We start from the raw sequence: 26,144 nt of genomic DNA, 5'->3' as shown, positions 1-26,144 counted from the left end.
GGTATAAACAATTATAAAAGGAAGCAAAAGGATGGGAAAAACGTTATTTGATAAAATCTGGGACAGCCACATCGTGGTGAGCAAGCCGGGGCATCCCGATGCCGTGTATATCAACACGCACTTTATTCACGAGGTAACGAGCCCCCAGGCATTTGACGGGCTCCGCAAGCGTGGCATCCCGGTGTTCCGCCCGGCTAAGACCAGGGCTACCGCCGACCACAACGTACCTACCCTGCACCAGGACCAGCCTATTAAAGAAGCATTGAGCCGGCACCAGGTGGAAATGCTCACTAAAAATACAGCCGAGTTTGGCGTGGAGCTATATGGACTGGGCCACCGGTTCCAGGGCATAGTGCATGTAATAGGACCGGAGCTGGGAATTACCCTCCCGGGTATGACCATCGTTTGCGGCGATAGCCACACCAGCACCCACGGTGCTTTTGGCGCGGTTGCTTTCGGTATCGGTACCTCCGAAGTGGAACAGGTGCTGGCCACCCAGTGCATTTTGCAGTACAAGCCTAAGCGGATGAAGATCGAAGTGAACGGGCAACTGGGCAAGGGCGTACTTTCTAAAGACATCATTCTTTATATTATCTCCAAAATATCCGCCTCCGGCGCTACCGGTTACTTCGTGGAATATGCAGGGGAAGCTATCCGCAGCCTTAGCATGGAAGCCCGTATGACCATCTGTAATATGAGTATCGAGATGGGCGCCCGCGGGGGACTGATCGCTCCCGACGAAACTACTTTCGATTATATCAAAGGCCGTGAGTTTGCTCCCAAAGGAGCGGACTGGGACAAATCCCTCGAATACTGGAAAACCCTGTACTCCGACAGCGATGCCGAATTTGATAAGGTACTCACCTTTGATGCCGCCGATATAGAGCCGCAGATCACCTATGGTACCAATCCGGGTATGGGCATGGGCGTTACCCGCCACATCCCTGCCCTGGACCAGCTCGACGAAAAGGAAAGACCCTCTTTTAAAAAGTCGCTGGAATATATGGACCTGCAACCCGGGGCTGAACTGCTGGGTAAAAAAATAGATTATGTATTCATTGGCAGCTGCACCAACTCCCGTATTGAAGACTTACGCCTGGTAGCAGATTTTGTAAAAGGCAAACATAAAGCCGATGATGTGGTGGTATGGATCGTGCCCGGCTCCAAACAGGTAGAAGCCCAGGCGATGGAAGAAGGTATCGATAAAATATTTGCCGAAGCCGGTTTCCAGCTGCGCGAACCAGGCTGCTCCGCCTGCCTGGCCATGAACGAAGACAAAGTGCCTGCGGGTATGTACTGCATTTCTACCTCCAACCGTAACTTTGAAGGCCGCCAGGGCCCCAATGCCCGGACCTTCCTGGCCAGCCCGCTCACCGCGGCGGCTGCAGCCATTACGGGTAAAGTAACAGATGTAAGGGAATTGCTGGTAAACAGTTAATAAAAGCCGGAAGCTATGGACCAATGGAACGCTGATTTATACAAAGAGAAACACGCCTTCGTGTTTGAATATGGCAACAGCCTGATCGACTGGTTACAGCCACAGTCGGGGGAAAACATCCTGGACCTGGGCTGCGGTACAGGAGAGCTTACGGCGCAACTGGCGCAAAAAGGCGCCACCGTAACAGGAATAGACGCTTCCGCCGCCATGATAGAAAGCGCCCGTGCGCACTACCCGGGTATTACCTTTGAAGTGGCCGACGCTACTACCTTTTCACTGCCACAGCTGTTCGATGGTATCTTTTCCAATGCCACCCTTCACTGGGTACGCGAAAAGGAAAAGGCTATCAGCCGCATGTACGCACAACTGAAAAAGGGCGGACGGCTGGTGATTGAAATGGGTGGCAAAGGCAATGTGCAGCAGATCCTTACTTACCTGGAAAAAGCCATGCAGCAGCGGGGTTACACCTACGAACCGTTCTGGTATTTCCCTTCACCGGCAGAATATATTCCCCTTTTGGAAAAGGAAGGCTTTAAAATAGACAGGGTACATTTTTTTGACCGTCCGTCGAAACTGGTGAACCCGGAAACAGGCATCATCGACTGGCTGGAAATGTTTGGCGCCCACTTTTTTGCCGGTGTGCCGGAGAAAGATAAGAACGCCATCCTGCAGCAGGTACAGTATGAGCTGGCGCCGCACCTGATGAAGAACGGCGAATTGTATGCAGACTACGTGCGCCTGCGGGTGGCTGCCACAAAAATTTAAACTGGAAAATCAACATGAGTAAAATATTTCAACACCTCGTTTCATCTGCGGTACCTGTACCCATCGAAAATATAGATACAGACCAGATCATCCCGGCGCGCTTCCTGAAAGCCACTACCCGCGAAGGCTTTGGTGAAAACCTGTTCCGCGACTGGCGCTATAACCCCGATAATACGCCGAAGGCTGATTTTGTAATGAACAACCCTGTTTACAGCGGCCAGATCCTGGTGGGTGGTAAAAACTTTGGTTGCGGTTCCTCCCGGGAGCACGCCGCCTGGGCCATTGCAGATGCCGGCTTTAAAGTAGTGGTAAGCAGTTTCTTTGCAGATATCTTTAAAAATAACGCCCTTAATACATTTATTTTGCCTGTCCAGGTATCAGAAGGCTTCCTGGACCGTATCTTTAAAGCCATAGAAGCGGATCCTAAAGCACAGCTGGAAGTAGACCTGGAAAACCAGTTCATAAAAATTGTAAGTACCGGAGAAAAGGAGGATTTTGATATCAACCAGTACAAAAAAACATGCCTGCTCAACGGGTATGATGATATCGACTACCTGCTGAGCCTCCGTAAGGAAATAGAACAATATGAAACCACAAGAACATATAATTTCTAACCATCAAAAAGCCAAATACTAAAAGCTAAAAACATATATGGGCGTTGAGAAGAAAATACTAGTTATACCAGGAGATGGGATCGGACAGGAAGTGACGGCATGGGGACAAAAAGTGCTGACAACGATAGCCAAAAATTATCATCACACTTTTACCTTTGAAGAAGGTATTATGGGCCACGTAGCCATTGAAGCCACCGGAGATCCGCTACCTGAAGAAACACTGCAGAAAGCAAGGAACTCTGATGCTATCCTGTTCGGCGCTATCGGTCATGCTAAATACGATAACGATCCTACCCTGAAAGTACGGCCTGAACAAGGTTTGCTGAAGATCAGGAAAGAACTGGGATTGTATGCAAATCTCCGCCCGATAAAGTTATTTGATGAACTGCTGGAAGCATCCAGTATTAAACCTGAAATACTCCGTGGTTCTGATATTCTCTTTTTCCGGGAGCTCACCGGTGATGTATATTTCGGTGAAAAGGTAAGGACTGCCGACCGTAACACGGCTTCCGACCTGATGATCTATCATCGCTATGAAGTGGAGCGTATAGCGCGCAAGGCATATGAAGCTGCACGCACCCGTCGCAAAAAACTATGCTCTGTGGATAAGGCAAACGTACTGGAAGCAAGCCGCCTGTGGAGGGAAGTAGTACAGGAAGTGGCAAAAGAATATCCGGATGTGGAAACAGAACATATGTTCATTGACAATGCCGCCATGCAGCTCATCAAAGATCCGAAACGCTTTGATGTGGTAGTTACAGGTAACCTGTTTGGCGATATCCTTACCGATGAAGCGTCACAGATCGCCGGTTCAATGGGGATGCTGGCATCCGCCTCTGTGGGGGACAGCACCGGTTTTTATGAGCCCATCCACGGATCTGCGCATGACATCGCCGGTAAAGGCATTGCCAATCCGCTGGCGTCTATCTTATCTGCCGCCCTTATGCTGGATATTTCCTTTGGCCTGAAAACAGAATCACAACGCGTGATCAAGGCGGTGGAAGCTACGCTCAGACAAGGCTACAGAACAATGGATATCGCCAACAAACATACGGTGAACGATTTCATTATGGGCACCGACGCTATGGGCGCCAAAGTATTAGAGAATCTGAATTAATCATTCAATAAAATTATTACACTATCATGGATAAAAATCGTGTATACGTCTTTGATACCACCTTGCGTGATGGAGAACAGGTCCCTGGCTGTCAGCTGACAACCGTTGAAAAAATTGAAGTAGCCAAAAAACTCGAAGCACTCGGTGTAGATATTATTGAAGCAGGTTTCCCCATCTCCAGTCCCGGCGACTTCCAGAGCGTGGTGGAAATATCCAAAGCTGTAAGTGAACCGGTAATATGCGCGCTTACCCGCGCCAATAATAAAGATATAGACGCTGCGGCAGATGCCCTGCGCTTTGCAAAACGTAAGCGTATCCATACTGGTATCGGTTCTTCCGATATGCATATCAAATACAAATTCAACAGTACCCGCGAGGAAATTTTACAGCGTGCAGTAGCCGCTGTTTCCTATGCCCGCAAGTTTACCGATGATGTGGAATTTTATGCAGAAGATGCCGGTCGCGCTGACAATGAATACCTGGCCCGCATGATCGAAGCGGTGATCGCTGCCGGTGCTACCACCGTTAACATCCCGGATACCAACGGTTACTGCCTGCCCGACCAGTACGGCGCAAAGATCAAGTACCTTGTAGACAATGTTTCCAATATCGATAAGGCCATCATCTCTGTTCACTGTCATAACGACCTCGGTCTGGCTACCGCCAATACCATTGCAGGCGTTATCAACGGTGCCCGACAGGTGGAGTGTACCATCAATGGTATCGGTGAGCGCGCCGGTAACACCTCCCTGGAAGAAGTGGCCATGATCCTGAAAACGCATCATGCGCTGGGATATCATACCCAGATCAATTCAAAAGGTATCTACGAAATCAGCAATCTCGTGGAAACCATGATGCACATGCCGGTACAGCCCAACAAAGCCATTGTGGGCCGCAATGCTTTTGCGCACAGCTCCGGTATTCACCAGGACGGTGTGCTGAAACACCGTGAGAACTACGAGATCCTGAACCCTGAAGATGTAGGCATCAACTCCAACTCTATTATCCTCACCGCCCGCAGCGGCCGCCATGCGCTGAAACATCATTTGTCGAGGCTCGGATACAACCTCGAAAAAGTGAACATCGATGAGGTGTATCAACGCTTCCTGCTGATGGCGGATACCAAAAAGGAAATCAACGATGCGGACCTGCTGGAACTGATGGGTGATGGCGATGCTCAAACCTATGGTGATAATGCTATTAAGGTAACCTTACTGCAGGTGGTATGCGGTGATCCGCTCCGCCCTATGGCTACTGTTAAGCTGCGCATTAACGGCGAAGAAAAAGAAGCCAGCGCTGCCGGTAACGGCCCGGTAAATGCTACCATCAATGCTATCCACGATATTATTAAAGACGATATCGAACTGGATGAATTCAATATTCAATCCATGCGCGGCGGTAGTGAAGATGTAAGTAAAGTGAATATGAGGGTAAAGCATAACGGGCAGTCGTATTATGGTTTCGGTATTTCTACCGACATTGTGAACGCTTCCGTACATGCTTACGTAGATGCGCTGAATAAAATATACTAGGATCGCCGCGGATTTTGTCTTGGAACACTGATTACGCTAATTTTGATGATTACATTGATATCTTTTTAGCGTTTTATGATAAATGAGGGAGATATACGCGAATATACCCGCCTATATCTCCCTTAACTATTTATAAAATTCAAAAAGTAAAAATCAAACTAATCATCAAAATTAGCGTAATCAGTGTTCCAAGACAAAATCCGCGCTGTAACCTTTGCTTTGCTCTCCCCGTTTTACAGGCGTGAAATAAACCCTGATGAAAACAATTCCCTTACTCCTGGTTATTTTATTTTTTGCCGCCTGCAGCAAAGAAGCGGATAATTGCTCTCAATACGGATGGGTGCCCGTTCAGGGGGCGAAATACCTCGGGAAAAGCTCTGGTAATGCGAGTGGGCAGAATGGTGTTTTTTATGATGTAAGCTGCATTTTTAATAATTCTTGTTACTCCATTAATAAAATAGTGGCTTCCAAAAACAGGGATACCGTGGTATTGAAAGCGGAATATCTTTTTAATACCTGTACCATCTGTACCCAGGCATTTATTACGCAAACAAAAACCTATTCTTTTGTTCCTCCCGGTAATGGTACCTATTACCTGAAGTGGGACGGAATTGCCAACCGCGTGGATACGATAACAATCCCCTGATCGCCTCCGGCGATGCGGGTATTGTTTTATTCCAGGACAAAATCTGCAAAGGGAATATCCATCAGCGGGTATTTTTTATAATCAGGGAGATAGAAGTGCCACCATTCTGTAGAGCTTCCTTTAAAGCCGTGTTGCCGCATGGTATCTCTCAGCAATTTGCGGTTAGCCGCCACTGTGGGGTCCGGAGGGGAGTAGTTCTCATGTGCTTTCATGGTAAAATCGTCGAAGTCCGTAGGCATAGCCACGGGCTTGTTTGTTTTGAGGTTAACCATACTGAGATCTATGGCTACGCCGCGGTTATGTCCCGACCCTTTGCGGGGATCGGCAGCATACAGGTCGTTGGGAACTATTTTAAACATTGCTTCCGTTACATGATAAGGACGATAGGCATCGTAAATAAGGAGGCCATATCCTTTTTTCCGCAGCGATTCCTGCACTGCTTTTAATGCTTTGGCCGCAGGCAGGCGGAGGTAAATTGCGGTGTTGGTGTATAATTGCTGTTTGGTGAAATTATTCGTGGTAGCGTAACGCACATCTTTTTTAATACCCGGGATATACTTTTCAAGATTTACCAGTTGCTGGTTGCTGTCGGCTTTTACCAGCTGTGTATATTGTTGTTTAGTGCCCAGAACGGCGAGCCCGTATTTATTAACCGGTATTTTCTGGGCAGGCAGCTGGCGGGAGATGCTCCACAGGAGCGCTGTTAACAGTATTATTCTCATATGCTTAAAATTGCAGAAAAAGCCCCGGATTTGGTCCGGCTTATTGAATTTTATGAAAATTAGGCAAGAAAGTATGAAATACAGTGAAAATACAATTGCAATCACCTTATATTAATAGGTATTTTAGAACCCTTAAATTTTTATACGATGGAACTGTTCAGATTAGATAATAAAGTAGCGGTTATCACCGGTGGCGGTAGCGGCATAGGACAGGCAATTGCAAAAACATTCGGGGCACGGGGTGCGCAGGTGCATATCCTGGAGCTGAATGAAGATGGTGGTAAAGCTACAGCAGAAGAAATCAGGACAGCAGGCGGCCAGGCGACCGTGCATGCGTGTAACGTGGCCGACCAGGCAGCCGTGATCGGCGTAATGGATGGGATTGTGAAAACCGCGGGTAAGCTGGATATCCTGGTGAACTGCGCGGGCATTGCCCATGTGGGTAACCTTGAAAATACCGCTGAACAGGACTTCGACAGGGTGTACCAGGTAAATGTAAAGGGCACCTATAACTGTATGTATGCAGTGATCAAACAGATGAAAGCACAGGGCGGCGGCGTGATCCTGAATGTGGCTTCCATCGCCTCCAGTGTGGGTATACCGGACAGACTGGCCTACTCTATGAGTAAAGGCGCGGTACTGACCATGACGTTATCCGTGGCTAAGGATTATCTCGGCGCTAATATCCGCTGCAACTGTGTGTCGCCCGCAAGAGTGCACACTCCGTTTGTGGATGGGTTTATTGCCAAGAACTACCCGGGCAAAGAAGCGGAGATGTTTGAAAAACTGAGTAAAACCCAACCGATAGGCCGTATGGCCAAACCCGTGGAAGTAGGTAACCTGGCGTTATACCTGTGCTCCGATGAAGCAGGTTTTATTACCGGCACCGACTACCCGATTGATGGTGGTTTTATCAGGTTGAATAACTAAGAATTAATGCGATGTGTGTTTTAAAGTGCGGACGATTACCCGTATCTTTCAAGTTATTCATTCATTAATTTTTAGTTATATCATGCAACATTTTCGAATAGGGCTGGCGTTAGCACTGGCCATATTATCTGCCTGTAATTCCGGTACCAACAAGGAAGCCGCTACCGGGGAATCCGCATCTGTAGTAAAACCGGCAACACCGGAAGGTACCATATCGGTTACCTTTTCAGACAAGGAAAAAGATACATCGCTGATCAACATTAAGATTCAGCTAAAAGAAGGAACAAAAGAAAAGAGCTTTGAACAGGCCATCCTGAAGGATGTACCGGAATCGGACCTTTACAAGGTATTATGGAATGAGCCCAACAGCTGTTATATCGGCGTTATGAAACCGAACCATCAGCCACGTTATTACCACGCTTTTGTAGACAGCAAAAAAGATGTGAAAATATTATGGGCCGCCACGCCGCCTCAGCCTATCTGGGAGTATATGGAAGGAACACTGGGTCTTGGAAAGGTGACTGCCGGCGGTGAAATGTTGCAGCAATATAAAAAGAGCTTCCAGTCCGGTAATATCCTCGCGGATTTCATCGTGGAAATAAAACCGGATGCTTCGCCCGACAGCCTGGAGCTGTACGTGGAATTTGGCGGTTTGCGTAAAAGCATGTTCATGCCCGTGCCTTCCGGCAGTAAAGGCGTGATCCAGCCAACAGGACAGGATGATCATGTGTATTTCTCTTTTGTAAAAGATGGAAAGGCAGAACCGGTGATCGACCTGCACGTGGAAAGCGGAAGACTACAGATTAAAACACTGAAAGAAATTAAGTAAGAAAATAAATAGTATTGATATGAAACTGATCAGGTTTGGTTTACCGGGAGAAGAGAAACCGGGTGTTGCCACCGCAGCAGGAATGTTTGATGTGAGCGCATTCGGTGAGGATTTTGGAGAGAAATTTTTTGAAACCAATGGGCTGGCGCGTTTATCTGAATGGTATGGCGCACATGCTGCGGAATGCCCGCAGGTGCCTGCCGGTACCCGTTTGGGCTCGCCTATCCTCCGTCCTTCCAAAATTATCTGCATCGGGCTGAACTACGCAGACCATGCGCGTGAAACCAATGCAGCCATTCCTGCAGAACCTATCGTGTTCTTTAAAAGTACCAGCGCACTGGTAGGTCCGAACGACGACCTGGTGATTCCACGCAACAGCCAGAAAACCGACTGGGAAGTGGAACTGGCAGTAGTAATTGGCAAAAAGGCCAGTTATGTGGAAGAAAAAGACGCCATGGACTATGTAGCAGGTTACTGCTTGCATAACGACTATAGCGAAAGGGCCTTTCAGATCGAAAGAAACGGACAATGGGTAAAAGGCAAGAGCTGTGATACGTTTGCACCTTTAGGCCCATGGCTGGCTACCAAAGATGAAATTGCCGATGTGAATAATCTTCGTTTATGGCTTACCGTTAACGGTCAGAAAATGCAGGATGGCAACACCTCCAACTTCATCTTTAATGTAGCTTACGTAGTGGCTTACCTGAGCCAGTTTATGACCCTGCTCCCGGGAGATGTGATCTCTACCGGAACACCGGCTGGTGTAGGCCTGGGCATGAACCCGCAGGTATACCTGAAAGCCGGGGATGTGATTGAACTGGGTATCGACGGATTAGGTACTTCCAAACAAACTGCTGTAGCGTATAAACAGTAATTATGAAAAGATATTGCCTGGCGCTGGATCTGGTAGATGATCCGCAGCTGATCAGCGAGTATGAAGCCCATCACCGCAATGTATCTCCTGAAATAAAAAAGAGCATTACTGATGCCGGTATTACCGTAATGGATATTTACCGCGCGGGTAACCGCCTGTTTATGATCATGGAAGTAGATGATACCTTTTCCTTTGAACGTAAAGACGCCATGGACGCAGCCAATCCTGCCGTGCAGGTGTGGGAGCAGCTTATGTGGAAATACCAGCAGGCATTGCCGGTAGCAAAAGAAGGAGAGAAGTGGATCATTATGGACCAGATTTTTGCATTGTAAAGAATACCGGGCGCCGGTAACTTCCGACGCCCGGCAAAAAAATATTTACATGGTTATTGACGCACATCAGCATTTCTGGCAATACGATCCTGTACGCCATGCATGGATAGATGAATCCATGCAGGTGATCCGCCGTGATTTTTACCCGGAAGACCTGGCTCCTGTGCTGGCCGGCAACGGGGTACATGGCTGTATAGCGGTTCAGGCCGATCAATCGGCAGATGAAACTGCCTTTTTACTGGCACTGGCAGATAAGCATGATTTTATTAAAGGCGTAGTAGGATGGGCAGACCTTCGCGCTGCCAATATCAGTGAACAACTGGAACAGTACGCCGCATATCCCAAACTGAAAGGCTTCCGGCATATTGTACAGGGAGAACCGGATAACAGGTTTATTCTCGGTGAACATTTCTGCCGCGGTATCAAAGCGCTGCAGCAACATCAGTTCACCTATGATATTCTCGTATATCCGAAACAGTTACCTGCGGTAGAAGAATTTGTGCAGCAGTTCCCCGAACAGGCGCTGATCATTGACCACCTGGCCAAGCCGGATATTAAAGCAGGAGAATTGGATGCCTGGGCAGCACATATGCGCCGCATTGCACAATCGCCCAATGTATACTGCAAACTGAGCGGCATGGTAACGGAGGCCGACTGGCAACACTGGGAGCCGGGACATTTCCAGCCTTTTATGGAAGTGGCGCTGGAAGCCTTTGGTGCAGGCAGGCTGGTATATGGCTCCGACTGGCCCGTGTGCCTGGTGGCAGCAAAGTACCGTAAAGTAAAAGAACTGGTAACAGATTTTATCAGCACATTATCAATAAGTGAACAAGAGCAGATAATGGGAGGCAATGCCCGCTCATTTTATCATCTATAAAAAATAATATCATACAAACTATGGATTTAGGGTTACAGGAGAAAGTGATCATCGTTACCGGTGGTGCAAAAGGGATCGGGGAAGCTATTTCAAAGCTGGTAGCGGCAGAAGGCGGCATCAGCGTGATTGCCGGCCGCAGTACTGCCGATAATGAAAAAACAGTGGGCGAGATCATCGCCGCAGGCGGTAAAGCCATGGCTATTACGGCAGAACTGGGAAAAGTGGAAGACTGTAAAAAAGTGATCTCTGAAACAATAGCAAAGTATGGTAGAATAGACGCCCTGGTGAATAATGCCGGCGCCAATGATGGCGTAGGACTGGAAAGCGGCAGCCCGGAGAAATTTATGCTGTCGCTGCAGAATAATTTATCGCATTACTACAACCTGGCACATTTTGCATTGCCTTACCTGAAAGCCACCAAGGGAAATATTGTAAACATCGGTTCTAAAGTAGCCGATACCGGCCAGGGTAATACCAGTGGCTATGCGGCTTCCAAGGGCGGTATCAATGCGCTCACCCGTGAATGGGCCGTGGAACTGCTGCCTTACTCTATCCGCGTTAACACGGTGATCCCTGCTGAAGTATGGACCCCGCTGTATGAAACCTGGATCAATTCATTGCCAAATCCAAAGGAAAAACTGGCATCTATCACCGCAAAAATTCCATTTGAAAAAAGAATGACCACATCCACGGAAATTGCCAACAGCACCGTGTTCCTGTTGTCGCCACGTTCCTCTCATACAACCGGACAAATTGTATACGTAGATGGTGGTTATACCCATCTCGACAGATCCATCAGCTAAGGATAAGAGCCAACACCTGTTACAATATTCAATCACCTGAAACATTAAATTCTTCGTTATGGCCGGAGGCGCAGTAAGTAATTCCACCTATACCACCAATAAAGATACAGGCGCAAAGCCGGGCAGTTATTTGTTCCCGCTGATCCTGGTTACCAGCCTATTTTTCTTATGGGGACTGGCATACGGGCTGCTGGATGTACTGAACAAACATTTCCAGGAGGTATTAAACATCACTACCAAACGTTCTACTTTATTACAGGGCGCTTATTTCGGGGCTTATTTCCTCATGGCATTACCGGCAGGTATGTTTATGAACAAGTTTGGTTATAAGAAAGGAATTATTCTCGGTTTGTTGTTGTATGCCACTGGTGCTTTCCTGTTTTTCCCGGCAGCCGGAGCACTGAGCTTCGACTTTTTCCTGCTGGCATTATTTATTCTTGCCTGCGGGCTGGCCTGCCTGGAAACGGCTGCCAATCCGTATGTAACGGTGCTGGGAGATAAGGCCACATCTGAACAAAGGCTGAACTTATCACAATGCTTTAACGGGCTGGGATCTTTCCTGGGTCCTATTATTGGCGGTAAATTATTTTTTGGCAGTGGCAGCGGTGATCTTACTACCGTGAAGCTCACCTACATTGTAATAGGCGTGGTAGTACTGCTGATCGCAGGGTTTTTCTACAGAACTCCATTGCCTGAAATCAAAGAGGCCGAACAGGAAGGTCCTGAAGTAATGGCAGATACCCGCCCGCTTTCTGCCCATCGTCATTTTGTAATGGGCGTAATAGCGCAGTTCTTTTATGTAGCGGCGCAGGTAGGTGTAGGCGCATTGTTTATTAATTATGTAACCACATACTGGCACGGAATCACTACGGAAAACGCTTCCTACCTGCTATCGGTAGGACTGGGATTATTCATGGGCGGCCGTTTTGTGGGCACTGCGCTTATGCGTAAAATAGCGCCCAATAATTTGTTGTCTGTTTATGCCCTTATCAATGTGGCGTTAAGCGTTTTTGTAATGACCGGCAATGGCGCGGCTTCCGTATATGCGCTGATCGCTATTTTCTTTTTTATGTCTATCATGTTCCCCACTATTTTTGCGTTGGGGGTTAAAGACCTGGGCGTGCATACCAAACGCGGCGCTTCTTTCCAGGTAATGTCTATTGTGGGAGGGGCTTCTGTTCCTTACCTGATGGGGGTTGTAACGGAGTGGCAGTCGCTTGCCATTTCCTTTGGCATTCCTGCTTTCTGCTTTGTAGTGGTGTTTTTATACGGCTGGAAAGGATATAAGAGAGTTTAGCCGGAGGCTTCTTTTTAATATTTAATCCGCAAAATCATTGTAACTTTCTTTCACAAAAGAGGATACCATGATTTTGCGGATTTTTGCTTCCTATGCTTGCTGGTTCCTGGTTATAACCACGTTATTTGCCGGGGCGCCTGCCGGTTCCGGGCCTGTACTTTCCCTGCAATTGTCGTTCACCCATCTGATGGGGCAGCAGCCGCTGGTAAGGAACCAGGCTACCTATACCAACGCATCCGGCGAAACATTTACGATCAGCCGTTTCCGTTATTTTCTCAGCAATTTTTCACTGGAAACCAGCGATGGGAGTGTGGTCACTTTACCCCCGGCTTATTTCCTGGTAGATGATGCCATTGACAGTTCAAAAAATATCCGGCTGGACAGTATCCCTGCCGGCACCTATAAAAGCATCCGTTTCCTGATCGGGGTAGACAGTATCCGTAACGTAAGCGGTGTGCAGTCCGGTGCGCTGGCGGTGGAAACCGGTATGTTCTGGACCTGGAACAGCGGCTATATCATGGCGCAGATAGAAGGCCATTCCCCTGCGGTTAATACACCTATGCAGGAGTTCCTATTTCATTGCGGGGGATATAAATCAAAAGACGGGGTGTTGAAATATGTAACGCTGCCACTTCCGGAGCCGCTCACCGTCCCGGCTGAGCGCCAGCCACAGATCAATCTTACAGCCAACGTGGAAAAATGGTTTTTACCTGATACGGTGAGTTTTAAGAAGATAACAGTGATCATGGCGCCGGGAGTAAAAGCAAGACAGGTAGCCGGTAATTACCAGCATATGTTTAACATAACAGGCATCTCTAATTAACCACATTGAATCAAAGGGCATTATATATCATCGGGACGTTTTGCCTGCTACTGGCGCTGGTGCAGGCTGGCACAAAGAAACGCATAACAAAAGGGCCCGAGCCTTTTTTGCTGCAGCTGCCTGCCCACTTTCCCCGCCCGGTATATGATTTTACGCGTAACCCGCTTACCAAACCAGGTGTGGCATTGGGGCGGTTTATGTTTTATGATTATCGTCTTTCGCAGGATAGCACGGTTTCCTGTGGCTTCTGCCACCAGCAGTTTGCGGCCTTTGGCCATTTCGATCATGCACTGGCGCATGGCGTTGCAGGCCAGCAGGGTATCCGCTCGGTGCCGGTGCTTTTTAATATGATCTGGCAAAAAGCATTCATGTGGGACGGCGGTGTAAACCACCTGGAACTGCAGGCGCTCACCCCCCTAACGGACCATAACGAAATGGCGGTAGACCTGAAGGAACTGATGCAGAAAATGCAGGCTGACCCTCAGTACCGGAAGATGTTCAAAGCCGCTTTTGGTACAGAAGAAATTACCAGCGAGCGCATGTTCAAGGCATTCACACAGTTTGTGGCCACCATGGTATCTGCGGGTTCCAAGTACGATAGCGTGATGCTGAAAATACCTGGTGTGGCTTTTACAGCAGAAGAAAATGCAGGGTATACCGTTTTCCGGGATAAGTGCGCGGCCTGCCATAAAGAACCGTTATTCACCGACCTGACCTACCGCAGTAACGGGTTACCTTATTTACCTGCATTAAATGATGTGGGCAGGATGAAGATCACAGGTAACACAGATGATAATCTTCATTTTAAAGTACCTTCCCTGCGCAATATCCTTAAAAGCGCCCCTTATATGCACGACGGCCGTTTCTTCGATATTTTCCAGGTATTTGACTTCTACGATCATGGTGTGAAGGTTACTCCCACCACCGACCCGCTGGTGAAACAGGGAATTAAATTATCCGGCCAGGAAAAGCGGCAGCTGTATTTCTTTTTGAATACCCTCACCGATCACACTTTCATCAACAATGCAGCACTCAGCGAGGTGCGGATAGAGTAGCGGATTTTGTCTTGGTTCCAAGACAAAACCCGCTATTTTTTCCAGCAATCCTCCGCGTGGTCATCCACCATGCCGGTAGCCTGCATATAGGCGTAGCAGATAGTGGAGCCCACAAATTTGAAGCCCCGCTTCAGCAGGTCTTTGCTCATGGCATCGGAAATGGCTGTTTTGGCAGGAATGCCGGGCATGCCTTTACGGTAGTAGTTTACGATGGGTTTGTGGTTTACAAATGACCAGATGTATTTGTCGAAGCTGCCGAATTCCTTTTGAACTGCGAGATATGCTTTTGCATTGCCGATAACAGACTTTATTTTAAGGCGGTTGCGGATGATGCCTTCATTCTGCATCAGCTGCTCCACCTTTTTTTCGCTGTATTTCGCTATTTTTTTAGCATCCCAGTTATCAAAGGCTTTGCGGTAATTCTCTCTTTTGGTAAGTACGGTATACCAGCTGAGGCCCGCCTGTGCGCCTTCGAGACATAACATTTCGAAGAGATGCTGATCATCATGACTGGGCGTGCCCCATTCTTTATCGTGGTAATCCTGGTACAGCTTGTCTTTGTTGGACCAGCTGCATCTTATTTTTTCTATAGCTGCCATTCGCTGATAGTTTTATTTACCTGCAATTTATATATTTCCAGGTCTTCAGCGGTTTGTTTAATGAAACTATTGTCTTCCAGGCTGCCTACTACTGCGTTCATTTCTTTCTCACTTTCATAAGCCAGCTGACGGAAAGGGTTTTTATAATCCTTTTCCCTGGAGCGCCTGATCTGTGCGGTGATCCATTCCATGGTAGCAACGGAATCGTTCATCCATTGCGCCAGGTTAGCGGCGGAAAGATCGCTGTTTTTGAGCTCCAGTAAACAGGCTACGGCATGTTGTAATTTATCGGCTGCATATTCTTTGCCTATTTGTTCATAGGCGGTATGCAGTTCAGGCCAGCTGGCGATCTTGTTTTCCCGGATCTTTGTTTTGAGGGCGGCCACGGTTTCTGCTTTCATCAGCTGCCCGCCAATGTTTTGCCAATCGCCGCGTTTGGCTGTTTTAACCGCATCCTGTAAATCAGCAAAGGAAGATTTTTTTGCTGCCAGGATGTTTTTTACTGCATACAGCACCACCATGTCATTGAACAATGGATAAGCCCTGTGTACTTTCAGCAGTTCCACATCGCGGGAGCTGTTTTCAAAACCTTTGGAGAGAATGGTCAGTGCGGCTACTTCTTCCGGGTTATTTTTTAACAGTTCTTTTCCTTTATTGCGTATATCCTGTTCCGTTAGCTCTCCTGTGGGAATATTTTCCTCCAGGGCATACCATGCTTTACCGGTGGCGGTTTCCATGATGGCCAGTGCCTGGAATATTTCCTCTACCGAATCAGGGGCCAGGTAATCGTATTCAATGAGTTGTTGTTTATCGGTGCGTTTGTCGCGGTCTACATATTTCCAGGAGTTGCGCGCAATAGCGTACATATTGTAGAGGAACCAGTAGCCCGGCATTATTTTCAGGCGGTTTTCATGTTCGTCGTTTACCACCAGGCTGAATGGAATGGAGATATTCAGCTCCGACATGTAATTGCCTTTGGAAATGAGCGTAAAGCTGGCGAAGCGGGAGTTATGTTTGAGGCTTACGCAGAGGCCTGGCCAGAATCCCCTGCCGGCAATGATTTCACCGTCGGCCCCACGTGAGTTGTGATTGGAACCGATGGTAGCGCCGGCGGCCATATTGCTTTGCCCCATGATAAGCGCTGCACAGAGGAACGAGTTATTATGATGTTGTTCATGTGCGGGGAAGATGAGCGAGTTGAGCACTTCGCAGCAGGAAATAGTGGCGTTGTTGCCAAGGTAGGAGTTGATCAGCCTGGCGCCGTATTTCAGTTGTGAGTGGGAGGCCATTACAAAGCGAACGGCTTTCACGCCATAAAATACGCGGCAGCCGTAACCAATTATACCATTCACCATTTCGCAGCCCTCACCGATCTGTGAAGAGGCTTTGCTGTTGCTGTTGATGGTAAGGTTTTTCAGTTTGTTGGCGCCTTTCAGGTAAGCATCCGTACCAATGGTAACGTCTTTGATCATCTTACAGTTCTTGATCACTGTACGATCACCTACCATACCATAGTAGCCGCGTTTTTTATCAAATTGTTTTTCTGTGAATGTTTTGAACTGTTGCTGCAGTTGTTCATCGTCGCGGTAGCGGGTCCACAGGTAAGCGTCTCCGGGGAGCATGCCATCAAACGGCATTACGCTTCTGCCGCCGTTTTCATTGCATAATTCCATCCAGATGCGCCCGCTTTCGTTTTCCCCTTCCTTTACGATGCCGTTTCCGAATTTGGCGTAATCAGTGGTAGCCATTTCATTTACATTGGCTACAATCACTTCATTGCCGAGAATATAATGCGACAGGTAGTTTACATTATGCACCACTACATTGTCGCCGAAATCGCAGGCGCAGATGGTGCTGTTGTACAGTCCTACCGGCATCCGCAGGTTGTGGAACTCCAGGTAGTAGGGCTCCAGTTTGCCGATACGCACCATCCCGAAAAAGTGGCAGTGCTGTACCAGTTGCGGATCAAATTCGTCGGAAACAAAAATAATATTCCAGTCATCGGAGGTATTATCATTACGTACCAGCGATTCTATTTCATGTGCGGTTAATTTCCTGTATTTGTCTCTTCTGCTCCATTGTTCATTACGGAGATAGTATTCGTCTTTGCCTTCCGGTAACGTGGTTTCAATGAAATTATACCCCAGATCAGAGAGGGGTCTTTTTTGGATATTATTCATGAGGATACATCATTTAGGGAAATGACCATCTGGTTATTTTATTATGCGTGCAGATAATAAAATAACCAGATAAGGTATCTCCATTTTCTTTATTCTACTGTAACTGATTTTGCAAGGTTCCTGGGCTTATCAACGTCCAGGCCTTTGAGCACGCCTATATGATAAGCGAGCAGTTGTAACGGCACTACAGAGATGATGGGTGCTACCATTTCATCTGCCGCAGGCACAAAAATCACATCATCCGCCATAGGGGGGATGGTGTTGTCGCCTTCTGTTACAACGGCTATCACTTTACCTTTACGGGCTTTGATTTCCTGGATGTTGGACACTACTTTTTCATAGTAGCTGTCTTTCGTGGCAACAATTACTACCGGCAGGTTTTCATCTACCAGTGCAATAGGGCCATGCTTCATTTCCGCAGCGGGATAACCCTCCGCGTGGATGTAGGAAATTTCTTTCAGTTTAAGCGCTCCTTCCAGGGCTACCGGGAAGTTGTATCCACGACCCAGGTAGAGGAAATCGCGTGCGTCTTTATATTTATCAGCCACCTGTTTGATCTGGTCATCCAGTTTAAGGGAGGTAGCTACTTTTTCAGGAACCTGTTCCAGTTCATCGAGCAGGTGCTGGAACCTTTGAGGAGTGATGGTGCCTTTATCGGCGGCCAGTTTGAGGCCTACCAGGCAAAGCACTGCCAGCTGGGCGGTGAAGGCCTTGGTACTGGCCACGCCTATTTCAGGGCCTGCGTGCGTATAGGCGCCTGCGTGAGATAAGCGTGCAATGGAAGAACCTACTACGTTACAAACGCCAAGGATGATGGCGCCTTTTTCTTTGGCGCTTTCAATGGCCACCAGTGTATCGGCAGTTTCGCCGGATTGGGATACGGCAATGATCACATCGCCGGGGCCTACAACCGGGTTACGGTAACGGAACTCGGAGGCGTATTCCACTTCCACGGGGATACGGCATAGTTCTTCGATCATGTATTCGGCCACCAGGCCGGCGTGCCAGGAGGTGCCGCAGGCCACAATGATGATACGTTTGGCATTGCTCAGTACATCCGCATATTCGCGCATACCGCCCATGGTGAGCGTGCCTTTCTTTGCATCAAGACGGCCGCGTAAACTATCGAAGATGGTTTGGGGCTGTTCAAAGATCTCTTTCAGCATGAAGTGTGCGTAGCCTCCTTTCTCAATGGCGGCCAGCTCTATATCCAGCTTTTGAATGTAAGGCGTTTGCCTTTCATTGGAAATATTTTTCAGGATCAGCTCATCCGCTTTGATGATGGCAATTTCGTAATCATTCACATACACTACTTCTTTGGTGTATTCAATGATGGGGGAGGCGTCGGAGGCCAGGAAATGCTCGCCCTTGCCTACGCCAATTACGAGCGGACTTCCCTTACGGGCAGCGATCAGTGTATCGGGGTTCTCTTCATCGATCAATACAATCACATAAGCGCCTACTACTCTTTTTAAAGCGATGCGCAGGGCTTCTTCCAGTGAGCACTGGTTTTGTTTTTTGATCTCCTCGATAAAATGAAGCAGTACTTCGGTGTCGGTATCACTATGAAAAACGTGGCCCTGATTGACGAGCTCCTGTTTCAGCTGTACATAGTTTTCAATGATGCCATTGTGGATCATGGCCAGTTTACCGTCGCCTGATAAATGCGGATGCGCATTCCGGTCGCATGGCTCACCATGTGTAGCCCAGCGGGTATGCCCGATGGCAATATGGCTCCTCAGGTCTTTTCCCTCAACAAATGCTTCGAGGGCGGCAACTTTGTCTTTTTTCTTGTATACTTGAAGCCCGTTGTTGATCAGGGCTACTCCCGCGCTGTCGTATCCGCGGTATTCCAGTCTTTTGAGGCCTTTTAATACTACCGGGTAGGCTTCTCTCTGCCCGATATAAGCTACTATTCCACACATAAGGTTTTTGGATTTGTGCTAGGTTTTATCATTGCAATATCGCATTAAAATGTTAAGATCACATCAGGAAATGTGAATATTGTTTAATTAAAGATATGGTCTACATAGTATTCTACATCGTCTAATGTAAAATGAAAAAGGGAATACGGAAACGATATTGACGAAAATTAAGATTCCTTAACATTCGCCTGCATCATTCACCGTATTCCCTTTTATATTTTTTTTATTGAGATAGAACTAAATAAAAAAAATTAAAATGCAATCATCTCTTCAAGAGCGTACTCTCGAAGAGCAAAAGTATTCTTTTATATTCATCTGTCCAGCTGCTGGGGGTAGTAAATCCGTGATCTTCTACAGGATATACTGCCAGTTCCCAGTTATTCTTCCCTAATTCTATCAGGCGTTGTGACAGGCGCACAATATCCTGGAAATGCACATTGGTATCTACCATGCCATGACACATCAGCAGTTTGCCTTTCAGTCCTTCTGCAAAATAGATGGGCGAAGACCTGCGGTAGGCAATACTGTCAGTGAACGGCTCATTTAATATATTGCTCGTATAGCCGTGATTGTAATGGGCCCAGTCCGTTACCGACCGCAATGCAGCGCCGGATGCGAACACATCTGGCTGGGTGAAAAGGGCCATCAGCGTCATAAAGCCGCCGTAACTGCCTCCGTAGATACCAATACGACGGGCGTCCACCTGCAATTTTTCTGCCAGATATTTTGCGCCGTCCACTTCGTCATCCAGGTCTTTCCCGCCCATATGGCGATAAATGCCGGTCCGCCAGTTGCGGCCGTAGCCTGCACTGCCGCGGTAATCCATGTCCAGCACCGTATAGCCTTTATCGGTAAGCAGGTTATGAAACATGTATTCCCTGAAATAGGAGCTCCACCATTTATGCGCATTCTGTAAATAGCCGGCGCCATGCACAAAGATCACCGCGGCGCCATTATTTTTAGCAGGGTCGGGCGTGTACAGGCGGGCGTATACGGGCTGGTTATCGCGGGCAGTAAAAGTGATTACCTGCGGATCGCGCCAGGGGTATGACCTGAATTCGTCCGACTGTGCCAGGTTGGTTACCTGTACCGGTTTCGAGCCCGGGGTATTGGGTTGCAGATATAATTCCCAGGGCTTGTTGGAATAGGAATAGCGGAAGGCGATCCATTTGCCATCGGGTGATATGCTTACATCATTGGCGCCGGGCATGGTGGTGATCTTTTCCGCCTTTCCACCGGCAACGGCTAAACGATAATATTGCTGTTCGCCGGGATGTACTTCGTTGGTGGTGATATAGAAATATTTTTTATCGGGAGATAGTTGTGCGGTTTGTACTTCATAATTGCCGCTGGTGAGTGGTTTCACATCGCCACTAGTCACATTGGCGGTATACAGGTGGGAGTAACCGGTGGCTTCAGACTGGAACCAGCAGATGTTTTCATCTATCCACCCGAGGTTGGCGCCGCCCATGCTCCAGCCAATACCAGGACCGGCTATCCAGGCTTCATCGCGCTGGCGATTGATGGTTTTCAGTGTTCCGGTAGCCCCGTCCAGTAAGGCGATCCAGCGGTCTTTGTTGTCCTGCGAACGGATGTCAACGATAGCATGCGTGCCTTTATCCGACCAGTATGGACCGTTCACGATCACTTCCCTTACTTTGGGCGTATCTTTTTTCGTGTAGTCCTTAACGTAATCGGGCTGGTCTTTGATGCCGGGGAGATCTGAGATTTTGATGGGGAGTACGGTATCGCGCTGCCGGTCGTAAACAAAGCTTTCAAAGCTGCCCTGTGGCGCGCCTACTTTATCGCGGGCGGCGATATCGGTGGTGAAGCCGGAAGCGGTTACAAACTCGGGCACAATGGTATTGCGGGCATCGGCAGGAGCAGCGAACAGGCTGTATGTAATGAAGCGCCCGTCTGTGCTGATCTGTACGTCCCTTAGTCTTTTATTCTGGAGGTACAGTGATCTCAATGGTTTGGGATCATGTGCTTTATCGAAGGCTTCAGCGGCATCTCTTTTTGTTTTCTTATCACGCACCACCTGCATCAGTTCCAGCTGCTGGGCTTTCAGGAATTGTTCTTCCTGGTTGCCGGATTTGCTTTCGTCTTTATCGGCAGGTTTGCTACCCGTTTCAAAACTGGTAAGCTGGCTGATAAGGCCGGAGGCTTTCTCCCATCCGTACAGGTCGCGGTTTTGCCTGAACACCACCTGTTTACCACTGAAACTGAAAGCCGGGTAAAACTCAACGGCTTTGGTATTGGTGATGCGCGTGGTTTTACCGGTTTTTATCTCCAGTAAATAAATATCGCCTTCATAGGAATAAGCAAGCAACGACCGGTCTGCGCTCCACGCGCCGGCGGCCCTGGCATTAATCAGCGAACGTTCATCCGCTATTGTTTTTCGGGGTGTGTTGTTCTTTACACCGGCATAGTAAAGGGAATCACTCAGTTGTTTATCCGGGTTCCAGCTGAAGTAAACGGTCTGGTTGTCGGGCCCCCAGAAAACGTTATCAGGAGAAGTTCCTATCCATTTGGGATCGCGCATGATCTTTTCTACCGTAAGCGGTGCTGCCTGCTGGGCGCAGAGGCGGTTGGCTGATAAAAAAATAATGGCGGGCAGTACCCATTTTCTCATAGCGGTTCATTATTTTGTTGGGGAATAAATGTAACGGTTTAATCATAAATTGCCGTAAGTTTTGGATGGACGTAACGCGGTCATCTGCCTTAAATCCGTTCTATGCGTATATTGCCACTATTGCTTTCCTTCCTTTCTTTTGTCGCCTGCAAGCCCAAACGGCCCGTGCGCCAACCCGTGTCCGTGTCTGAGGATACCACTTTTTTAACCGGTACTTTTTATGTGATCAGGCATGCAGAAAGAAACCCCGGCCCGGATTCTACATTAACGGTAGCCGGCCAGGAAAGGGCAGGCGCTTTATACCGGCTGCTGAAAGATTCAGGGCTCAATAAAATTTACTTCACACCTTACAAACGAACCGTTGCCACGGCCGATAGTATGCGGATCCGTTTACATCTTGATACCTGTTTCTATGCAGCGGATACCAGCGGAGAGTCTTTTATTTACCAGGTTACCCGGCATGGCGACTGGGGCAAGCGTCTCCTTGTGATAGGGCATTCCAACACGGTAGTACCTATCCTTCGCAGCCTGAAAGCCAATCCCCATATGGATATTATAGGAGAGAACGAATACGACAGGTTGTTTATAGTGCGGAAAACAAGGGAGGGTACGGAGCTTAAAGAAATATGTTACTAGCGGAGGAAAAGCTTTTCCCCCGCTATAGTGGCGCGTTACAGCAATATGCCTTTCATAAGCGTATAGGCCACGGTGAAGTAAATGAGCAGCCCTGTTACATCCACCAGGGTAGCTACAAACGGGGCAGAAGACGTGGCCGGGTCCGCGCCGCATCTCTTTAGCAGCAAGGGCAGCATAGAGCCGGACAGCGTTCCCCATAGTACAACGCCTACCAGGGAAATGCCTACTGTGGCCCCAATCAGTACGGTATGATCGCCATAAGTATGGAACAGGGAGTTCCAGAGCAGGATGCGCAGGAAGCCGATGGCGCCCAGCACGCCGCCAAGCAGCAGGCCGGAAATGATTTCCCTGCGCATTACCCGCCACCAGTCGCCTATGCCGATCTCACCCAGGGCCATGGCCTGGATGATCAGGGTAGATGCCTGTGAGCCGCTGTTACCGCCGCTGGAAATGATAAGCGGCACAAACAGCGCCAGTACTACGGCTTTTGCAATTTCATCTTCAAAAAATCCCATGGCGGTAGCCGTGAGCATTTCACCGATAAACAATACTACCAACCAGCCTACCCGTTTTTTCACGAGGCGCAGCAGGGGCATATCAAGGTATGGCTCATCCAGGGCTTCGGTACCACCAATCTTCTGGATATCTTCTGTGTGCTCTTCATTGGCAATCCACAACATATCGTCGATGGTCACAATGCCGAGCAGCACGCCCTGGTCGTCTACCACGGGCAAGGCTACCCTGTTTTCCATCCGGAATACCTGTATGGCCTCTTCCTGGTCATCGTTGGCATGGAGCGATACAAAGCGGTCGTCCATCAGGGTATGTACCACCGTATCCGGCGATACCAGCAGGAACTCGCGTATCCGGAAATCATCCAGCAGCTGTCCTTTTTCATCAATTACATAAATTACGTCGATGGTTTCACTGTCTTTGCCATGTTCCCGGATATAATCCAGCACTTCCTTTACGCTCCATTCTTCCCTCACGGCAATATAGTCGGGCGTCATGATACGGCCCACACTGTTCTCCTTGTAACCCAGGAGGGAAAGGGTGATCCGGCGCTCTTCGGGGTCCAGCAGTTTGATGAGTTCTTTTACCGCTTCGCTGGGAAGCTCTTCCAGGAAGGCGGTACGGTCATCCGCAGGGAGCTCGTTCATGAGCTCTGCTATTTTCGCGGGCGATAAAGCGCGTATTACATCTTCCTGCAGAGGAAAGTCCAGGATACGGAAAGCCGCCGCCGCTCTTCCGATCGACAGGTGATTGATGATTGTTCCGGCATCTTCAGGGACCTCGTGAATCAATTCGGCTATATCCGTAATCAGCTGGTCATCCAGGTAAACTGACAATTCGCGGTAACTTTTCTCATTTGTCAGTGTCTGGAATTTCTCCAGTAAAGCTTCATTTTCCATGTACAATTTGCCTCTATCTGCGAAATTAAGTTAAAATAGGCACGCTGCCGGGCAGCCCTTATAATAATTCTGATACATGCAGGCGGATGTTGCTGCAAATGTTATCCAGCGGCAAATCGTTGGCATCTTTGCCGAAGGGGTCTTCAATTTCTTCTGCAATGAGCTCCAGGCTTGCCAGCACAAAGAATACGAACACAATCATGGGTATAATCAGATAACCCAGGCTGAATACATATCCAAAGGGCATGGACATTACATAGAAGAAGATAAATTTCTTGATAAACACACTGTAGGAGAACGGGATGGGGGTGTTCCTGATCCGTTCGCAGGCGCCGCATACATCGGCAAAGGACTGCAGCTCGGTGTTCAGCAGGATGAGCTGATCGCCGGTCAGCTGCCCGTTGCGGTACAGGTCCATTGTTTTGGAAACAATGAGCTGCGACAACTGGTTAGGCACATGTTTGCTGATATCGGTATGCAGGGGTTCCTGCCCGGGGATGGCCTCCATCTCCTCATGGATATAAGTTTTACGCAAATGGTTTTTCAGGCTGTAGGCAAAATTCGGGATCATTACCTTAAAGAATTCCCTGTCGGCTTTGTTTTCTGCCGGCAGCATGGCCTGGATCTTAATGGCCAGGTTGCGGCTGCTGTTCACCAGGGAGCCCCATAGGCGGCGGCCCTCCCACCAGCGGTCGTACGCCGTGTTGGTGCGGAATACCAGTAACAGGGAGATCACGAAGCCCAGCAGGCCATACATCAGCGTTATATTCTTTAACTCGCTCTTTTCAGACAGCTTCCATACCTCCAGCTCCAGCCAGGCAATGATGGCAGAATAAACAGAAAGGGCAATAAACATAGGGAACAGCTTCCTTACCGTATCTGCTTTATGGAGACGGAAAATGAACGTAAACCATTCTTTCGGGTTATAATTGATCATATATACAGGTTAATGAAAGGCAAAAAAAATATTTTCCGGGCGGCAAACCTAAATTTTTTAAACATGATTTTGATAACTTCCTGCTTTAACTTTACTTTACGTCTTCTTTTATTTTTGAAATTGCGCTATGATAAAGCCGTATTTGTACATTGATAAGTCGAAAGGAAAGGGCCGGGGTGTTTATACCAAAGAAAGGATCCCTGCCGGAACAAGGATAGAGACTTCACCTGTGCTCGTTCTTACTTACGACGATACCGAGATTGTGGATAAAACAAGACTCCATAATTATATTTTCCTCTGGGGTGCAAAAGAAACCCGTTCCTGCGTGGCACTTGGCTTTTGCTCTATCTATAATCACGACTACGACCCCAACTGTGAGTATGAGATGGATTTCAAGGAAGAAACCATGAGTATCATCACCCGTCGTGAAATCAAGAAAGGAGAGGAGCTCTTTATCAACTACAATGGTGATGTAACAGACAATTCCCCCCTCTGGTTTGATACCAAAAAGAAACAGGCGGTAAAAAAATAACAGGTAGTACGAATAGCGCCGTTGCGGGCAGATAGCAGTGAACAACAATTCCTGCCAGGCAACGCTATTATTCGTATTTCTTTCGTAATATTGTATAAGTGCTTATATAATTTTAACGTCAACCTTTTATATGTCATTCTATCCCTCACTGGGCTACCTCGTTTTTGGCAGCCGCCTGCGCAGGCTGAGCGAATACTTTCTTATGGAAGTGAACAAAGTATACGAACAGGCAGGCATTCCCTTCGACGCCAGCTGGTTCCCCGTGTTCTACCTCTTATCAAAACAACAGCCGGTTCCCATGATAGATATCGCCGAACAACTGGAAATATCCCACTCCGCCGTAAGCCAGATGGTGACCAACCTGAAAAAGAAAGGGCTCCTCAAAACAACGCCCTGTAAGGAAGACGGGCGCCGGCAGCTGGTGGCCTTCTCCAAAAAAGGAGAGGAACTGCTGCAGCAGATACAGCCTGTATGGGAAGCCATTACCACGGCTATGGAAACACTGGTAACAGAGAATAAACAAAGCCAGCAGATACTCACCGCTATTGCGCAGATCGAACAATCGGTGCAGCAAAAACCTTTATCAGACAGGATCAGGCAACAACTATAATATATCATACACCAGAAAATCGAA

At 48.1% G+C, this 26,144-nt stretch carries 25 protein-coding genes; 18 read left to right on the top strand and 7 right to left on the bottom strand.

Going from position 1 to position 26,144, the window contains the following annotated elements; all coding sequences use genetic code 11:
• Positions 1-31 precede the first annotated feature (31 nt).
• From leuC to FN124_RS03260, 6 genes are all read left to right on the top strand, one after another.
• Complete coding sequence (gene leuC / locus FN124_RS03285; RefSeq protein WP_142683358.1) at positions 32-1,438, top strand: 3-isopropylmalate dehydratase large subunit; 1,407 nt, start codon at positions 32-34, stop codon at positions 1,436-1,438.
• A 15-nt stretch (positions 1,439-1,453) separates the two neighbouring features.
• Positions 1,454-2,203, top strand: a complete 750-nt coding sequence (locus tag FN124_RS03280) for a class I SAM-dependent methyltransferase (RefSeq protein WP_142683357.1) — start codon at positions 1,454-1,456, stop codon at positions 2,201-2,203.
• Positions 2,204-2,217: 14 nt separating this feature from the next.
• Positions 2,218-2,817, top strand: coding sequence for a 3-isopropylmalate dehydratase small subunit (gene leuD / locus FN124_RS03275; RefSeq protein WP_142683356.1), 600 nt, complete (start codon positions 2,218-2,220; stop codon positions 2,815-2,817).
• Positions 2,818-2,854: 37 nt separating this feature from the next.
• On the top strand, positions 2,855-3,934 hold the full coding sequence (leuB, locus tag FN124_RS03270) for a 3-isopropylmalate dehydrogenase (protein ID WP_142683355.1): 1,080 nt from the start codon (positions 2,855-2,857) through the stop codon (positions 3,932-3,934).
• 26 nt (positions 3,935-3,960) lie between these two features.
• Complete coding sequence (locus FN124_RS03265; RefSeq protein ID WP_142683354.1) at positions 3,961-5,466, top strand: 2-isopropylmalate synthase; 1,506 nt, start codon at positions 3,961-3,963, stop codon at positions 5,464-5,466.
• 256 nt (positions 5,467-5,722) lie between these two features.
• Positions 5,723-6,112 (top strand): hypothetical protein, encoded by a 390-nt coding sequence (locus FN124_RS03260; RefSeq protein ID WP_142683353.1) that lies wholly within the window; start codon positions 5,723-5,725, stop codon positions 6,110-6,112.
• A gap of 26 nt (positions 6,113-6,138) precedes the next feature.
• Here FN124_RS03260 and FN124_RS03255 read toward each other — a convergent pair whose 3' ends face one another.
• Positions 6,139-6,834 (bottom strand): M15 family metallopeptidase, encoded by a 696-nt coding sequence (locus FN124_RS03255; protein WP_142683352.1) that lies wholly within the window; start codon positions 6,832-6,834, stop codon positions 6,139-6,141.
• A 147-nt stretch (positions 6,835-6,981) separates the two neighbouring features.
• Here FN124_RS03255 and FN124_RS03250 point away from each other — a divergent pair, with 147 nt between their 5' ends.
• The 9 genes from FN124_RS03250 (at position 6,982) to FN124_RS03210 (ending at position 14,654) form a co-directional block, all read left to right on the top strand.
• Positions 6,982-7,764 (top strand): SDR family NAD(P)-dependent oxidoreductase, encoded by a 783-nt coding sequence (locus FN124_RS03250; RefSeq protein WP_221887717.1) that lies wholly within the window; start codon positions 6,982-6,984, stop codon positions 7,762-7,764.
• An 82-nt stretch (positions 7,765-7,846) separates the two neighbouring features.
• On the top strand, positions 7,847-8,593 hold the full coding sequence (locus FN124_RS03245) for a hypothetical protein (protein WP_142683351.1): 747 nt from the start codon (positions 7,847-7,849) through the stop codon (positions 8,591-8,593).
• 19 nt (positions 8,594-8,612) lie between these two features.
• The gene (locus FN124_RS03240; protein ID WP_142683350.1) at positions 8,613-9,467 is read left to right on the top strand and encodes a fumarylacetoacetate hydrolase family protein; all 855 of its coding nucleotides are present in this window, start codon (positions 8,613-8,615) and stop codon (positions 9,465-9,467) included.
• Positions 9,468-9,469: 2 nt separating this feature from the next.
• Positions 9,470-9,799 carry an L-rhamnose mutarotase gene (locus tag FN124_RS03235; RefSeq protein ID WP_142683349.1) on the top strand — a complete coding sequence of 110 codons (330 nt, stop codon included), beginning with the start codon at positions 9,470-9,472 and terminating at the stop codon, positions 9,797-9,799.
• Between the two features lie 49 nt (positions 9,800-9,848).
• Complete coding sequence (locus FN124_RS03230; protein ID WP_142683348.1) at positions 9,849-10,676, top strand: amidohydrolase family protein; 828 nt, start codon at positions 9,849-9,851, stop codon at positions 10,674-10,676.
• A gap of 20 nt (positions 10,677-10,696) precedes the next feature.
• A complete protein-coding gene (locus FN124_RS03225; RefSeq protein WP_142683347.1) occupies positions 10,697-11,479 on the top strand; it encodes an L-fucose dehydrogenase in 783 nt (260 codons plus the stop codon).
• 58 nt (positions 11,480-11,537) lie between these two features.
• Complete coding sequence (locus tag FN124_RS03220) at positions 11,538-12,776, top strand: sugar MFS transporter (protein ID WP_142683346.1); 1,239 nt, start codon at positions 11,538-11,540, stop codon at positions 12,774-12,776.
• A gap of 67 nt (positions 12,777-12,843) precedes the next feature.
• Positions 12,844-13,599, top strand: coding sequence for an MbnP family protein (locus FN124_RS03215; RefSeq protein WP_142683345.1), 756 nt, complete (start codon positions 12,844-12,846; stop codon positions 13,597-13,599).
• A 5-nt stretch (positions 13,600-13,604) separates the two neighbouring features.
• The gene (locus FN124_RS03210; RefSeq protein ID WP_142683344.1) at positions 13,605-14,654 is read left to right on the top strand and encodes a cytochrome-c peroxidase; all 1,050 of its coding nucleotides are present in this window, start codon (positions 13,605-13,607) and stop codon (positions 14,652-14,654) included.
• Between the two features lie 32 nt (positions 14,655-14,686).
• Here the strand turns inward: FN124_RS03210 and FN124_RS03205 are convergent, their stop codons facing one another.
• From FN124_RS03205 to FN124_RS03190, 4 genes are all read right to left on the bottom strand, one after another.
• Positions 14,687-15,253 (bottom strand): DNA-3-methyladenine glycosylase I, encoded by a 567-nt coding sequence (locus FN124_RS03205; RefSeq protein ID WP_142683343.1) that lies wholly within the window; start codon positions 15,251-15,253, stop codon positions 14,687-14,689.
• Positions 15,241-17,433 (bottom strand): DUF4954 family protein, encoded by a 2,193-nt coding sequence (locus tag FN124_RS03200; RefSeq protein ID WP_142683342.1) that lies wholly within the window; start codon positions 17,431-17,433, stop codon positions 15,241-15,243. Before FN124_RS03200 ends, FN124_RS03205 begins: the two co-directional genes overlap by 13 nt.
• Before the next feature lie 89 nt (positions 17,434-17,522).
• On the bottom strand, positions 17,523-19,358 hold the full coding sequence (gene glmS / locus FN124_RS03195; RefSeq protein ID WP_142683341.1) for a glutamine--fructose-6-phosphate transaminase (isomerizing): 1,836 nt from the start codon (positions 19,356-19,358) through the stop codon (positions 17,523-17,525).
• A gap of 262 nt (positions 19,359-19,620) precedes the next feature.
• Entirely contained in the window at positions 19,621-21,993 is a 2,373-nt protein-coding gene (locus FN124_RS03190) for a prolyl oligopeptidase family serine peptidase (RefSeq protein WP_142683340.1), read from the bottom strand.
• Between the two features lie 102 nt (positions 21,994-22,095).
• Here FN124_RS03190 and FN124_RS03185 point away from each other — a divergent pair, with 102 nt between their 5' ends.
• Positions 22,096-22,629: a histidine phosphatase family protein gene (locus FN124_RS03185; RefSeq protein ID WP_142683339.1), complete on the top strand. Its 534-nt coding sequence runs from the start codon at positions 22,096-22,098 to the stop codon at positions 22,627-22,629.
• 35 nt (positions 22,630-22,664) lie between these two features.
• Here FN124_RS03185 and mgtE read toward each other — a convergent pair whose 3' ends face one another.
• Positions 22,665-24,041 (bottom strand): magnesium transporter, encoded by a 1,377-nt coding sequence (gene mgtE / locus FN124_RS03180; protein WP_142683338.1) that lies wholly within the window; start codon positions 24,039-24,041, stop codon positions 22,665-22,667.
• A 58-nt stretch (positions 24,042-24,099) separates the two neighbouring features.
• Positions 24,100-24,978 (bottom strand): bestrophin family protein, encoded by an 879-nt coding sequence (locus tag FN124_RS03175; RefSeq protein WP_142683337.1) that lies wholly within the window; start codon positions 24,976-24,978, stop codon positions 24,100-24,102.
• Positions 24,979-25,105: 127 nt separating this feature from the next.
• Between FN124_RS03175 and FN124_RS03170 the strand changes: the two genes are divergently transcribed.
• On the top strand, positions 25,106-25,510 hold the full coding sequence (locus FN124_RS03170; protein WP_142683336.1) for an SET domain-containing protein: 405 nt from the start codon (positions 25,106-25,108) through the stop codon (positions 25,508-25,510).
• Between the two features lie 130 nt (positions 25,511-25,640).
• Complete coding sequence (locus tag FN124_RS03165) at positions 25,641-26,120, top strand: MarR family winged helix-turn-helix transcriptional regulator (RefSeq protein WP_142683335.1); 480 nt, start codon at positions 25,641-25,643, stop codon at positions 26,118-26,120.
• Positions 26,121-26,144 lie beyond the last annotated feature (24 nt).

Origin of the sequence: Chitinophaga polysaccharea (assembly GCF_902150045.1) — a bacterium.
GTDB lineage: Bacteria > Bacteroidota > Bacteroidia > Chitinophagales > Chitinophagaceae > Chitinophaga > Chitinophaga polysaccharea_A.
The sequence above is the reverse complement of the archived record's forward strand: the minus strand, read 5'-3'. Positions and strand labels throughout refer to the sequence as shown.